10 protein-coding genes and 2 riboswitches are annotated in these 13,892 nt (G+C 41.5%); of the genes, 3 read left to right on the forward strand and 7 right to left on the reverse strand.

Features of this window, described 5'->3' with window-relative positions; translation table 11 throughout:
* Nucleotides 1-332: 332 nt before the first annotated feature.
* On the reverse strand, nt 333-1,541 hold the full coding sequence (locus M3196_RS18995; RefSeq protein WP_251323922.1) for an ornithine--oxo-acid transaminase: 1,209 nt from the start codon (nt 1,539-1,541) through the stop codon (nt 333-335).
* Between the two features lie 146 nt (nt 1,542-1,687).
* Between M3196_RS18995 and M3196_RS19000 the strand changes: the two genes are divergently transcribed.
* Both M3196_RS19000 and M3196_RS19005 read left to right on the forward strand, forming a co-directional pair.
* The gene (locus tag M3196_RS19000; RefSeq protein ID WP_251323923.1) at nt 1,688-2,044 is read left to right on the forward strand and encodes a YisL family protein; all 357 of its coding nucleotides are present in this window, start codon (nt 1,688-1,690) and stop codon (nt 2,042-2,044) included.
* A gap of 157 nt (nt 2,045-2,201) precedes the next feature.
* Nucleotides 2,202-5,135 (forward strand): bifunctional diguanylate cyclase/phosphodiesterase, encoded by a 2,934-nt coding sequence (locus M3196_RS19005; RefSeq protein WP_251323924.1) that lies wholly within the window; start codon nt 2,202-2,204, stop codon nt 5,133-5,135.
* A gap of 24 nt (nt 5,136-5,159) precedes the next feature.
* On the opposite strand, the gene M3196_RS19010 is transcribed toward M3196_RS19005, so the two are convergent.
* From M3196_RS19010 to M3196_RS19035, 6 genes are all read right to left on the reverse strand, one after another.
* Nucleotides 5,160-6,197 carry an ABC transporter permease gene (locus M3196_RS19010; RefSeq protein WP_251323925.1) on the reverse strand — a complete coding sequence of 346 codons (1,038 nt, stop codon included), beginning with the start codon at nt 6,195-6,197 and terminating at the stop codon, nt 5,160-5,162.
* Nucleotides 6,178-7,683: a sugar ABC transporter ATP-binding protein gene (locus M3196_RS19015; protein ID WP_251323926.1), complete on the reverse strand. Its 1,506-nt coding sequence runs from the start codon at nt 7,681-7,683 to the stop codon at nt 6,178-6,180. The genes M3196_RS19010 and M3196_RS19015 overlap by 20 nt, the downstream gene beginning before the upstream one ends.
* Nucleotides 7,683-8,816, reverse strand: a complete 1,134-nt coding sequence (locus tag M3196_RS19020) for a sugar ABC transporter substrate-binding protein (RefSeq protein ID WP_251323927.1) — start codon at nt 8,814-8,816, stop codon at nt 7,683-7,685. Before M3196_RS19020 ends, M3196_RS19015 begins: the two co-directional genes overlap by 1 nt.
* The gene (mtnA, locus tag M3196_RS19025; protein WP_251323928.1) at nt 8,817-9,869 is read right to left on the reverse strand and encodes an S-methyl-5-thioribose-1-phosphate isomerase; all 1,053 of its coding nucleotides are present in this window, start codon (nt 9,867-9,869) and stop codon (nt 8,817-8,819) included.
* A gap of 3 nt (nt 9,870-9,872) precedes the next feature.
* A complete protein-coding gene (mtnK, locus tag M3196_RS19030) occupies nt 9,873-11,090 on the reverse strand; it encodes an S-methyl-5-thioribose kinase (protein ID WP_251323929.1) in 1,218 nt (405 codons plus the stop codon).
* An 88-nt stretch (nt 11,091-11,178) separates the two neighbouring features.
* Nucleotides 11,179-11,349: riboswitch (SAM riboswitch) on the reverse strand.
* Nucleotides 11,350-11,573: 224 nt separating this feature from the next.
* The gene (locus M3196_RS19035) at nt 11,574-12,359 is read right to left on the reverse strand and encodes a carbon-nitrogen family hydrolase (RefSeq protein ID WP_425311032.1); all 786 of its coding nucleotides are present in this window, start codon (nt 12,357-12,359) and stop codon (nt 11,574-11,576) included.
* 117 nt (nt 12,360-12,476) lie between these two features.
* Here M3196_RS19035 and M3196_RS19040 point away from each other — a divergent pair, with 117 nt between their 5' ends.
* Nucleotides 12,477-13,643 carry a pyridoxal phosphate-dependent aminotransferase gene (locus M3196_RS19040; protein WP_276531446.1) on the forward strand — a complete coding sequence of 389 codons (1,167 nt, stop codon included), beginning with the start codon at nt 12,477-12,479 and terminating at the stop codon, nt 13,641-13,643.
* Nucleotides 13,644-13,712: 69 nt separating this feature from the next.
* Nucleotides 13,713-13,830: riboswitch (SAM riboswitch) on the forward strand.
* Nucleotides 13,831-13,892: the final 62 nt, after the last annotated feature.

The following is a 13,892-nucleotide window of genomic DNA, read 5'->3' on the forward strand; positions in this document are numbered from 1 at the left end:
AAGAAAATGATGAAAGAGTGTTAGTGGAGGGATATCCCTCCACTAACACTCTACCCTACAACCATATATACGGACGAAGAGAGATGCTTTGGATATTGTTCGTTTACACAGACTATTTGACATAACCGATTGGGGGTGAAAACTCGTGGATAAACAGGTAAAACTTGTGGATTGGACCCGATTTTTTGTGGATTCAACCTCTCAGTTACCGCTTAATACCCCTCCTGGTATGGGATGAAAACTGTTTCGGCACCCGAAACTGAACCATATTATAGGCTTTTAACCTAAAAAAATGAAAAAGCTGACTCACCAGAGTCAGCTCTCTTTATTTATTAAACTGAAAGTACATTTTTGATACGCTCGATTGCCCAATCTAGATCTTCTTCAGAAATAATCAGAGGTGGTGCGAATCGGATTACGTTTTCGTGTGTTTCCTTACATAATAAGCCTTGCTCTTTTAATCTCTCGCAGTATGATCGGGCAGGTTCGTTCAGCTCAACACCAATGAACAGCCCTTTTCCTCGAACTTCTTTAATCGCTGGATTATCAATCTTCTTAAGTTCACCTAAGAAGTACTCACCAAGCTTTAATGAACGATCTACCAAGTTCTCTTCGACCAGCACTTTTACTGAAGCTACAGAAACTGCGCAAGAAAGCGGGTTCCCTCCAAATGTTGATCCGTGTGATCCAGGGTTAAAGACCCCAAGGATTTCGCGGTTAGCAGCCACACAAGAAATCGGCATCACGCCTCCGCCTAGTGCTTTTCCAAGGATGTACATGTCTGGCTCAATTTCTTCCCAGTCACAAGCAAACATTTTACCAGATCGGCCAAGACCAGATTGAATTTCATCTGCTACAAAAAGTACATTCTCAGACTTACATACTTCAAGAGCTTCCTTCAAGAAACCTTCACGCGGGATTACGATACCAGCTTCACCTTGAATCGGCTCTAAAACAAAAGCAGCAGTGTTAGGTGTAATCGCAGCCTTCAATGCCTCTAAATCACCATATGGAATTACCTTGATGCCAGGAAGCATCGGACCGAATCCGCGTTGGTAGTCAGGATCAGAACTCATGGATACAGCAGTCATTGTACGTCCGTGGAAGTTTCCTTCACACACGATGATCTCTGCTTGGTTATCAGCAACACCTTTCACATCATAAGCCCAGCGGCGAACAGCTTTAATTGCTGTCTCAACAGCTTCAGCTCCTGTGTTCATAGGCAGAACCATGTCTTTTTTAGTTAGGCTCGATACTTTTTCATAAAAGTCACCAAGCTGATCATTGTGGAACGCTCGTGAAGTCAGAGTTACTCTGTCTGCTTGATCCTTTAATGCCTGGATAATTTTTGGATGGCGGTGACCTTGGTTTACCGCAGAGTATGCACTCAGCATATCCATATAACGATTTCCTTCAGGATCCGTTACCCAAACTCCTTCTGCTTTGGAAATTACGATTGGAAGCGGATGATAATTATGCGCTCCATACTGTTCCGTTTTAGAAATTACAGTTTCCGTATTCTTTGTTTCTGTCTGTTTCATGGAAACACCTCTATTCTGCAAGATTTCTCACATTGCTATTATAGCAATGAAAGTGCTTTCTTTACAGAGGCAACTCTTTTGGTTGTCTTGTTCGATCGACTTCGTGGTATATTAATATGGAGAATTATACATAGGAGGATATATTTATGATTCATGCACATGTTACATCATGGTTTCTGGCTCTCATTCTATTTTTTGTAACGTATATGCTATACAAAAAAAATGCCGGAAAAAAATCTAAAATTTTTCACATGATCCTGCGAGTTTTGTACTTAGTGATATTGGCAACCGGCGGTCATATGCTTGCAGGCTACCTGACAGACCCTGGAATTGTGAATAAAGGCCCAATTATTATTAAAGGTGTTCTAGGTCTAGTCATGATCGGATTGATGGAAATTATTCTCGTCCAAAGAAAACGTGGTGAAGGACGCCTGATGAACTGGGTGTTTTTCTGGGTATCATTAGTACTAGTTTTATTCTATGGTTATATCGTACTTGGATAAATGCAAATAGAAATCGTCTGATGCTAAATCAGGCGATTTTTTATATGGTAAAAATAACCGCCAACAGTCCTGTTAAAATTGTGAACGGTTCACCGATATTAAGAGAGGCAGAAAGATAAGACTATATGATTGTTCTTTTAGCAGATGAGGTGTATTCATGAGAACCTTCAACTATTTATATAAAAACGAAATTGATTTATCGCGGTGGATTAAAAATGAAAGATTTAAAGACTTTGAAAATGTGTTTATCCAGGTTTTTACAGGAAAGCAGGATAAGAGCTGGATCAAGACTTTGCGAAAAAGTATTTTAGCTGAACTTCCACAAGCAAAACTGATCGGTGTTACTACAGACGGAGAAATTTTTAAAGGCCGAGTCACCAGGGGTGAAACGGTTATTTCTGTTTCAATCTATGAAAAATCTGTCCCAAGAACATTTTATATCCCTCTTCAAGAAGGAGAGAAAAGCAAAGAAATAGGAAAGAAATTAGCTGAAACTGCTATAAATAAACAAACAAAGCTTGTTCTTATTTTTGGAGATGGAAGATATGTTGAGAGCGGTTCATTCCTGCAAGCTATTCATAAAGCTGCTCCAGAGGTAATCATCGCAGGCGGAAATGCCGGAGACAATGGGTACTTTAAGGACATTCTCCTTTTTACGGAGGAAGGGGTTTTTGAAAAGGGCATTGTAGCTGCTGCTATTGATAGTGAGGAACTATACATTCATACTTTTTCATACCGGGAATGGAAGCCAGCAGGAAAAGTTTTTACGGTTACAGATATCTCTTCTTCAGGTGAATTAGAGATAGACGGAATGAGCGTTCATGATCTTTATACACAGAATATGGGAAAAGAAATCGCTGACAAACTTCCTTCAACGGCTATAGAATATCCTCTCATGATCAAACAAGGAAAAAGCTATTATCCTTTAGCGTTAAAAGCATCACTGCCTGGGGAACCTGTCTTGTTTCACCAAAAAATAAAAACGGGCTCAAAGATTCAAATTGGATATAGAGATGCGAATCTGTTCTTACAATCGATCGATATCGTTACAAAAGATATACAGGACAAACCAGTAGAGTCTATTTTTCTATATTCCTGCACGGCAAGAAGAAGATTTTTAAAAAGCGCGGTAGAAGAAGAATTTCAAGTAATTGACCAATTCGTTCCTTCGGCTGGATTTTTTTCATATGGTGAATATTTTCATGATGGAAAAAGGCTGGAGCATCTGTCACATGCTCTGACATTATTAGTATTAAGCGAGTCACCGGAAGCAACCCTGGAAAAGAAGCTCGATTCCAAAATCCCGGAGCAGTCAAGAGAAATGGATGATCTATTAGCTTTATCACATTTGATTCAGACAAGTACGAAAGAGATGGAACAGCTGAACGACCATCTTCTTGAATCTGAACAGCGTTATAAATCCCTGTTCGATCATAATCCGGATATGATTTATTCCATGGATATGAACGGATATATTACAAGTGTGAACCACGCACTCGTTCAGACGCTGGGATTTAGGAAAGAAGAAATGCTCCAGGCACACGCACTGAATTTTGTATGCCATGATGACCACCAGCGTGTTGTGGAACATTTCAGGCTTGCGATCCATGACAGACCACAAACTTTTGTATCCAGCATCCGCAAAAAAGATGGAAGCGAAATTGTGTGCAGCATCACCAACTTGCCGATCGTTGTTAATCAGAAGGTAGTTGGGGTTTATGGAATAAGCAAAAACATTACGTGGCAGAAAAAAGCGGAAGAAAAGATTGAGAGACTTGCTTTTCATGACTCGTTAACGGGGTTGCCAAATCGAAGTTTATTTGAAAAAAGGCTTCGAGAACTTATTGCAGAAAAAAAGTGTTCGAATAATAAACTGGCAGTCATGTTTATTGATATTGACCATTTTAAAATTATTAATGAAAGTCTAGGCCATCACATAGGTGATGTTGTGCTAAAACATGTCAGCAAACAATTAAGGCAGACGGTTAAGAGCCAGGATTTGCTGTGCCGTTTTGCAGGAGATGTTTTTACACTTATCTTGCCGTCGATCGATAAACCAGGTGAAGTCATTGACACCGCAGACAGAATCGCTGAAGCACTGAATATGCCAATCTATTTAGATGGTCAGGAGTATACCGTAAGTGCATCGATCGGGATAAGCATTTATCCGGATGACAGTGACGACAGCGAGATCCTAATAAAAAATGCCGACATCGCCCTTCATAAAGCAAAAGAAAAGGGCCGTGGGAAACTTGAATTTTTCACGGGAGAGATGAATGCTTTTACGCTCGAACGGCTAAAACTTGAAGGGTATTTAAGAAAAGCCATTCAAAAAAGAGAACTTCAGCCTTATTATCAGCCCCAGCTTTGCATGAAGACAGAGAGGATCACAGGTTTTGAGGCGCTTGTCCGCTGGAATCATCCTGAACTTGGTCTCGTTTCACCGATGCAGTTTGTTCCGCTTGCAGAAGAAATCGGCTTGATTGATGACATTGGAAGGTTTGTACTCTTTGAATCTTGCAACCAGCTGAAGCGATGGCATGATGAGGGAGCAGATCATCTCTCCATATCTGTAAATGTTTCAGGCAGGCAATTTCAGAGATTGTCTTTTGTATATGAAGTCAAAGAGGCGCTGCAAACATCAGGAATACCGGCAGAATGTCTTCACCTAGAGTTAACCGAAAGTACGATGATTCATAATGTTCAATACAGCATCAGTATTATGCAGGAATTAAGACAGCTGGGTGTAAAGCTTTCTATAGATGACTTTGGAACAGGGTACAGTTCACTCAGCTACTTAAAAGATTTTCCGGTTGATTGCCTAAAGATTGACCAAAGCTTTATCCGTCATTTAAGTGATGACTTTTTCAATACAAGTGATGCAGCCATTATTAAAGCGATCATTATGATGTGTGAAGGTCTTTCTCTTTCAACCGTAGCAGAAGGTGTTGAGACGTTCGAACAGATGAAGCTTCTGCGTGAATACGGCTGTCAAACAGCCCAAGGATATATCATCAGTAAACCGATGCCAGCTAATGAGGCGCAATTGTTTTTAAAAGAATTTTATGCAATAAAAAACAGCACATCCTAAAGTATAGGGTGTGCTGTTTGTTGATTACTTTTTCTTTTCATAATACATAAAAGCGAGAGCTCCGATTAAAATCGTTCCCTTCACGATATCCTGAGCGTAATAAGGGACATTTAACATGGTGAGACCGTTTAACAGGATTCCAATAAGCACGGCGCCAACGAATGTGCCAATTACGTTTGGTTTACCGGCACCAAATACGGAGAACCCTATAAATGCGGCTGCAACACCATCCATTAGAAGGGGAGCACCTGCAGACACTTGACCAGTACCGATCCTTGCTGCTAAAAGAATTCCTGCAAGCGTTGCGAAGAAAGCAGAAAGAAGATAGGCATACATCTTATAGCGCTGTACTGGGACACCGGATAATCGTGCTGCTTCTTCATTTCCTCCAGTGATATATAGAAGTCTTCCAAAACGGGATTGCTGAAGGATGAAATGAACAACGATAACGGCAATCAGCATAATAATCACGGGAACTGGCACTGATAGAATCTCACCCTGCCCAATGAATAAAAACGAAGGAAGGAAAACACCAGGTGCTGTTCCGCCTTCTGCCAGAGGCATGTTGTTGTAGATTGAAAATCCTTTCGTAAATGTCAGATGCAATCCGTTGATGATATACATCACAGCCAGAGTGGCGAGAAGATCTGGAAGTCTTACTTTTACAACAAAAAAGGAGTTTAATAGACCGACAACAAGACCGATCGCGATGGGTATGAGGATTGCGATGATTGTTTCTTGACGATAGAGTACAAGAACAGCTGCACTCGTTACTGTTGCCAGACTGGCTGTTGAACCGACAGAGAGATCAAAGCCCCCGACAATAAGAGAGATCGTCACACCAATCGCTAACAGAGTAATGATGGATACGGAACGAAGTATATCTGTAAAGTTTTGATAGCTTAAAAATTTATCGTTTGCAAGACTGAAAGAAATGATCGTAAATAGAATGACAAGCAATGTTCCGTATCTGTATAAAAAAGGGAACACTCTCTCTTGAAACTGAAATTTAGTTCCTTTCAGATTTTCTTCCACATGTTCTTTATGAACGTACTGTGCCATAATGACCTCCTGTAGCAAAGTGCATAATTTTTTCAGTGGTTGCTTCTTCTTTCTTCAGCTCACCAGCTATCTTTCCGTCATACATAACAAGAATTCTGTCACAAAAAGCCAGCAGTTCCTGAATCTCGCTCGTAAAATAAAGAATGCCTTTTTTCTTATGTGCCAAATCTTTAATGCACTGAAAAACATCCTGCTTGGCACCAACATCAATGCCTTTAGTCGGCTCGTCAAAAATGAAAACCTCACCATCATTGAGCAGCCACTTGCCAATCGCAGCTTTTTGCTGATTTCCTCCGCTCAAATGATTAATCTGAGAAGTAGACTTTTGTGTTTTGATGCCAAGCTGTTCAATCCATCGTTCTGCTTCAGCCTTTTCTTTCTTTTTTTGGATCAGTCCAAACTTCGTAAATTGTTTAAGTACAGGGAGAGTCAGGTTCTCAATTACGTTATAATCAACGAGAATTCCTTCTTTTCGTCGCTCTTCCGGCACGAACCCAATCCCTGAAGATATCGCTTTCAGCGGACTTGTTATTCTTACTTTTTTACTGTTAATAAAGACAGGGTCGAGAGAAGGATCTGCTCCAAAAAAAGCTCTGGCCGTTTCCGTTTTTCCTGCACCTACAAGTCCTGCGATTCCAACGATCTCGCCTTGCTTCACAGATAAAGAAATTTTTTCATTCGTTGATGGAACTCTAAAATCTGTCACTTCGAACAAAGTGTCTCCCAGGACCCGTTCTTCATCATCATTGAATAGCTCAACAAGTTCGTTACCAAGCATCGCCTGAACAATCTTTTCTGTTGAACTATGTTCAATGTCTTCTTGGAGTGTTATATAGCCATCTTTTAATACTGTTATCTTTGTAGATAAGTTCATTACTTCCGGAAGTCGATGCGAGATATAGATGATTCCTACGCCATCCTTTTGCAGTTCGCGGAGGACAGAAAATAGGTGATCCGCCTCTTTCGTACTGAGTGCAGCTGTCGGTTCATCAAGAATCATAAACGAAATCTCGCGGGAAAGAGCTTTAGCAATGAGAACCAGCTGTTTTTGCGCTAAAGAGCAATGAGAGAGGGGGAGCGAAGGATTAAGATTAAGTCCCACTCGCTTTAAAAGCTCTGCAGCTCGTTTGTTTCGTTTATTCCACGAAAAAAATGCAGGTCCGTTAATGAATGAGTTCATGGTCACATTCTCTGCGATGCTTAATGAAGATACGAGAGCGGTATCTACTTCTTGTACAACCATTTCAATCCCAGCATCCTTTGCGTCAGCTGGGGTTTTAAAGATTTGTTCTTTTCCATCCATGGTGATTTTGCCGCTGTAGCGTTCGTAATCACCTGATAAGATTTTCATCAGCGTACTTTTCCCGGCGCCATTTGCACCTAAAAGGGCATGGACCTCACCGCTATTTACGGTAAAGTCCACTCCTTTGAGTACTTTTTGTTCCCCAAATGATTTAGTTATTTTCGATAATGAAAGTTGAGTCATTATTTATTCGCCTTCTCTAAGTTTTCCATCCATGGTGAAGTACCAGCATCTGATTTGCCCCAGCCATCCACATATTTTCCGATCTCGCTCATAGAAACTTTCGTTTTTGGCAGATCTTCTTTTTCAACAAGGTGGGGCTGTACGCTGTAAACTTGAGGTGTTTCTTCACCAGCTATTTTTTGGTATAGGAAACGTACTTGCAGCTTTCCGACATCTGCAGGGTCTGTTGCAGCTGTAGCGGTCCATGGGCTGTTACCTTCCTGCATCAATTGAAGGTCTTCATCACTTAGATCGATGCCGTACACTTTAATCTCTTCACGTCCAGCTTGCTGAATCGCACGTGTTACACCTTTGGCAAATTCATCCCAAGGGGCAAAAACAGCATCAATATCTCCTTTGTTCGGATATTTTTGTAAAAGGGCTTCCATCTGTGATTGTGTATCAAGTGCTGTGTTTTGGCTTGCGTTGCCGAAGCGTGCAACTTCTTTTATACCAGGGTAACGCTTTTTAAATGCTTCATACATCGTGTTTCTGCGCTCCATTGGAGTAAAGCCCCCAACCCACACGTATACGATTTCACCTTTTGCGTTAAGATCCTGAGCCATTGTCCGGAGTGAACTCCATGCCAGGCTATAGTCATCCTGGTCGATAACGGTTACACCAGGGATGTTGATATCACTGTCGAACGCTACAACCGGAATGCCTTTTTCTATTGCCTTCTTAACACTCGGTGCAATGGCATCTGCCCGGCCGTGGTCAATCAGGATACCATCCACTTGCTGGTTGATAGCCGTCTCCACATATGCCGCCATTTTAGAAAGGTCATTGTCAGCGTTGTAGATTTGAACCTCGCCGCCAAATTCCTCTACTTGTTTTTTTACACCGTTCACATATTGAGAAGAGAAAGTTCCGATCGAAAACTGGTTGATGGAAGCGATCTTCAGCGGTTTTTGGAGCTGTTTAGGGATCTCGCTGGAAGAACCTGCTTTATTTGTTGAATTTGTTTTTGACTCAGTCGCTGCAGCAGGTTTTGTTTCTGTCTTATTTGAAAGTGCATCCTGTTCACTCGTACAGCCAGTAAGCAGTAAAGATGCAGCAATGAATGCCGCTGCGAGTACTTTATATGGTTTCAATTAATTTTCCTCCTTAAGCTTAGATAGGGATACTTTGTAATTACCGCTGACGATTCCTTTTTCCGTAATAATGGCTGATATGTATTCAGCAGGAGTAACGTCAAATGCAGGGTTGAACACTTTAATACCTTCAGGTGCAATCCGGACACCGTTCAAATGAGTAACTTCTTCCTCGGGACGTTCCTCGATTGGTATCTTCTCACCGCTTGCCGTTTCCAAATCTAACGTGGATAAGGGGCAAGCGACATAAAAGGGAATTCCGAGTGCTTTTGCTTGAAGAGCTAATCCGAATGTTCCAATTTTGTTTGCGGTATCTCCGTTTGCTGCTACGCGGTCACAGCCAACGATAACAGCTTTTATGTTTTTTGTTTTTAGCGTATGAGCAGCCATGTTGTCAGTAATCAGTGTGACATCAATATCATTAGCCTGAAGCTCCCAAGCGGTTAAGCGCGATCCTTGCAGAACAGGACGCGTTTCGTTTGCATACACGGAAAGATTCCAGCCTTTTTCTTTTGCAAGGTGGAAAGGGGATAATGCTGTACCGTATTTACTTGTTGCGATCGCACCCGCATTGCAGATCGTCATTACTGCATCTCCATCCTGTAATAGTGAGAGAGCATATTCACCGATTTTACGGCATGTGTTTTCATCTTCTGTCTGGATGTTGATTGCTTCTTGTTCAATTTTTTCTTTTGCATCTTCAACTGAAACCGCTTGTTGTGCGGCACGGACTACCCGGTCTAATGCCCAAAACAAATTAACAGCGGTAGGGCGGGAAGAGGCAAGGTAATCCCTCTGGGTCTGTAGCTTTGATAAGAACGCTTCAAAATTGGTTTCTTTTTCACTGTTGCTCCAAAGCGCAAGGCCAAAAGCTGCTGAGATGCCGATCGCAGGTGCACCCCGGACTTTTAATTTTGAAATGGCATCCCACACGTGTTCGATGCTCGTGACGTTCAAATAAACGGTATGATGGGGAAGCTGCTGTTGATCCAAGATAAGCAGATGGTCACCACGGTATCGTACAGAAGAAACCCATTTTTCAGCTACTGCCATTGTTTATACACCTCTAATCCAGTCAGTTAATTGATTGATATTCGTAAATTTTCTTTGGTTTTTAATAAGGTAGCTTCCAAGCTCCAATGCTTTCTTTTTGTAAAAGTGTTCAACTTCCTTATGCTCGATAGAATCAAGATCCGCAACATGTGCAAGTCCGACCGTTCTTCGAATCACTTCACATCCGGCAAAACCGATCGCTTCTTGAAAGGTGTTTTGAAGGAAATTCTCTAGAACACCCTCTGTCTTTGCAAAGGGATCCGCTGCTTTTTTATGCCACAGCTCTGAAAACGTTTTTGTATAGGTGTTCCATGTTTTTTCAATGGTTTCGAGCAAATAAGACTGAAAGGATTCACGTTGGAACGGCTCTTTTGTATGGGCGTTTTGAGAAAGGTGATTCAATGCCAGATTGGCGAAAAAATGTGCCAGATCAAAACCTGCTGGACCATAGAACGCAAATTCGGGATCAATTACCTTTGTTGATTTTTCTTTAACAAAAATACTTCCTGTATGAAGATCACCGTGAAGCAGAATTTCAGCTCTTGTTAGGAAAGAAAAACGTAATTGAGCGACTTCTTTTAAAAGCTCCGAGTCATTCCAGATCTTATTCACTTCACTCTGAAGTTCAACAGGAAAGTCATTTGTATCATGGTCGAAGAAAGGATCCGTAAACACTAAGTCTTCTGTTATTTTACAGAGCTCAGGATTTGAAAAACGCTTTACCTGTTCTTTTTTCTCGAATGGATGAAGGTAAAAATCGCTCGAAAAAAAAGCAGTGTTTGCTGCAAATGTTCCGATGTCTTCAGCAAGCTGAGGATATGTTCTGCCCTCGATCAACCCTTTGCGCAAGATTTTATGATCGGATAAATCTTCCATCACAGTCACGGCTAATTGGGAATCCGAATAATAAACGCACGGTACAAGATGCGGAACAGATTCAGCTTCTTTCAACAATGCATCACTCTCGATCCTTGCCCGGTCCAGTGTAAGCGGCCAGCTTTCTCCGACTACCTTTGCATAAGGAAGAGCTTGTTTAACAATCAGTGCTTTTTGAGATAAAGGATCATTTATATGAAACACAAGATTTAAGTTGCCATCACCTATTTCTTTAACAACCAGTCCGTCTACTGCGGCCTCATCAAAAAAGTTCAAAGGTTTAACAACATCAATTACGGATACTTCATTCAATGGCTCATATGCCTGTTTTACTTTAACGCTCATTTTTTTGTTCCCCCCGGAATGGTTTAAAAATAAAAAGGACCTCTTTTCATATAAGAAAAGAGGCCCGGAAAGACAGTTTGTCCCGTGCCTCTTATCTTAGCAAAACACTTCGTTTTGCTGGAATTAGCACCGTGCCATACGCTGATTTTAGAAAAAATCTACGGCTCCCATATACTGCGGGCGCCCCATCTCACAATGGTATTACGGTCGGTTGCTGGGTTTCATCGGGCCATATCCCTCCACCTGCTCTTGATAAGAGACCAAATTATTCAGTTCGTTAAAGGCGAAATAATATTCGCACAATTCATAATCGTTATACTACAACGGGTTGGAAAAGATGTCAACCATATTTTTGAAAGTAGTTTCGGAAAGCATGATAGTCTTGATTTCAAAATAAAACTAAAAAAAAGGAATAAGTTAAGAAATAAAACTCGAAATTAGGAATTTAGATCTCCACCAAGGAATTCATGCAATATTTTCTATTTACCGGTATAAATCCTCTCGGCGGTCTTCTAAAACTGGAACCTTCCGGCGGACTTCATCGACCAGTTCAGGAGCAATCTCTGCATAAAGGATTTCTTCGTCTGCTGAAGAGGCTTCAGCTACAATATCCCCCCATGGATCAATAATCATGGACTGACCGGCAAATGTATTATTCGGATCACTTCCAACACGATTACAGGCTACAACATAACATTGATTTTCAATGGCACGGGCGATAAGAAGAGCGCGCCAGTGAGTCTGTCTTTGAATCGGCCATTGAGCAGGGACGTATAAAATCTTTGCGCCTTTTACAAAGGGAATGCGGATCCACTCTGGGAAACGTATGTCATAGCAGATCGCAGCAGAAGACGGCATGCCATCAACATTGAAAATACCGTTATCCTTGCCAGGGGAGATATATTTTTCTTCTTCCATCAGCGTGATAAGGTGTGCCTTTGAATACGTTCCGATATGGTCGCCATTTCTGTCAAAACTTAACATGGTATTATAAACAGAATCATTTTTTCGAAATGCCACTGACCCGCCAATAATATTCATTCCGAATTCTTTTGCGAGGGAACTTAGCCACTTTTTTGCCCGTCGACCATTGTGATCACTGATCTTATCCAAACGGGTAAGGTCGTAGGCTGTATCCCAAAGCTCTGGCAGCACAATCGTATCTGGTTGATGAAGTTGTACGGCCTCACGTATTTTTTTCTCGATATGCTCCATATTTTTTTCAGGGTTTCCAAATTGGACATCCACTTGAACACATACAATTTTCACAAAAACACTCCTATCTCGCATAGAAATACCAAAAAAAGTCTTTACAGAATTTCCTTAAGCGTATAACATAACTCATTAGAATTTCAAGAACATTCAAATTAGACTGGAAGTGATCCTTTGAAACGTTTTGAACAGGCAGAGGTTATGGGAAAACTGCCCGAGCAATTTTTCGCTAAACTTGTAAAAAAAGTATCACATTATGTGGCACAAGGCTATGATGTTATTAATCTTGGACAAGGCAATCCAGATCAGCCTACGCCAAGTCATATTGTTGAGGCACTAAAAGAAGGGGCTGACAATCCCGATTATCATAAATACTCTCCGTTTCGCGGACATGGTTTCTTAAAGCAGGCAGCAGCTGATTTTTATAAAAGAGAGTACGGAGTTGAGTTGGACCCAGAAAAAGAAGTTGCCGTACTTTTTGGGGGTAAAACGGGATTAGTAGAGTTATCGCAATGCTACTTAAACCCCGGTGATACAGCCCTTGTTCCAGATCCCGGCTATCCCGACTATTGGTCAGGAATCGCGATGGCCGGAGCAAAAATGGAGACGATGCCGTTATTAGCAGAAAATGCTTTTTTGCCGAATTATGCTAGTTTAGAAGAAAATGTACGAAAAGAAGCAAAGCTAATGTTCTTAAACTATCCAAACAATCCCACAGCTGGTGTAGCAACAAAAGCATTTTTTGAAGAAACCGTCGAGCTTGCTAAAAAACATGACATTTTAGTCTGCCACGACTTTGCTTATGGAGCGATCGGATTTGACGGGCAAAAGCCTGTCAGCTTTTTAGAAGTTGATGGGGCAAAAGAGGTGGGCATTGAGATTTACACGCTGTCCAAAACGTTTAACATGGCAGGCTGGCGTGTCGGTTTTGCAATTGGAAACGAACAAGTGATCGAATCTATCAACCTTCTCCAGGATCATTTTTATGTCAGTCTGTTTGGGGCTGTTCAGCACGCAGCAGCTGCAGCACTTAACGAATCACAGGAATGCGTAGATGAGCTGGTAGCAACTTATGAAAAACGGCGAAACGCCTTTATCGGGCGCTTAAAAGAAAACGGATGGGCCGTTCAAGCACCACAGGGCTCGTTTTTCTGCTGGCTTCGGGTTCCAGAAGGGTATACGTCGGAAAGCTTTGCCGATCACCTCTTGGAAAAAGCACATGTAGTCGTTGCGCCAGGGATTGGTTTTGGTAAAGAAGGAGATAAGTATGTGCGTGCTGGTTTGCTTTCTTCAGAAGAAAGACTGATCGAAGCAGCAGACAGGATTGCAAAAATCATTTAAAAAATTCTGTTGACAGATTCTTCATGCCCTGTCATAATCACAATTAAAATTATATTCTAACAATTTGTACTCTTATTAAGAGCAGGTGGAGGGACTAGCCCGATGAAACCCGGCAACCATTCAGCTAATGTTTTAGCTGAAAACGGTGCTAATTCTTGCAGTCTATTTATAGACTGAGAGATAAGAGGAAGCGGAACTGGATTTTTGGCGCCCCTTCCTCGTGAAGGGGCTTTTTGTATGTTCATTGAT

Source organism: Fictibacillus nanhaiensis (assembly GCF_023715445.1).
Classification (GTDB): Bacteria; Bacillota; Bacilli; order Bacillales; family Fictibacillaceae; genus Fictibacillus; species Fictibacillus nanhaiensis_D.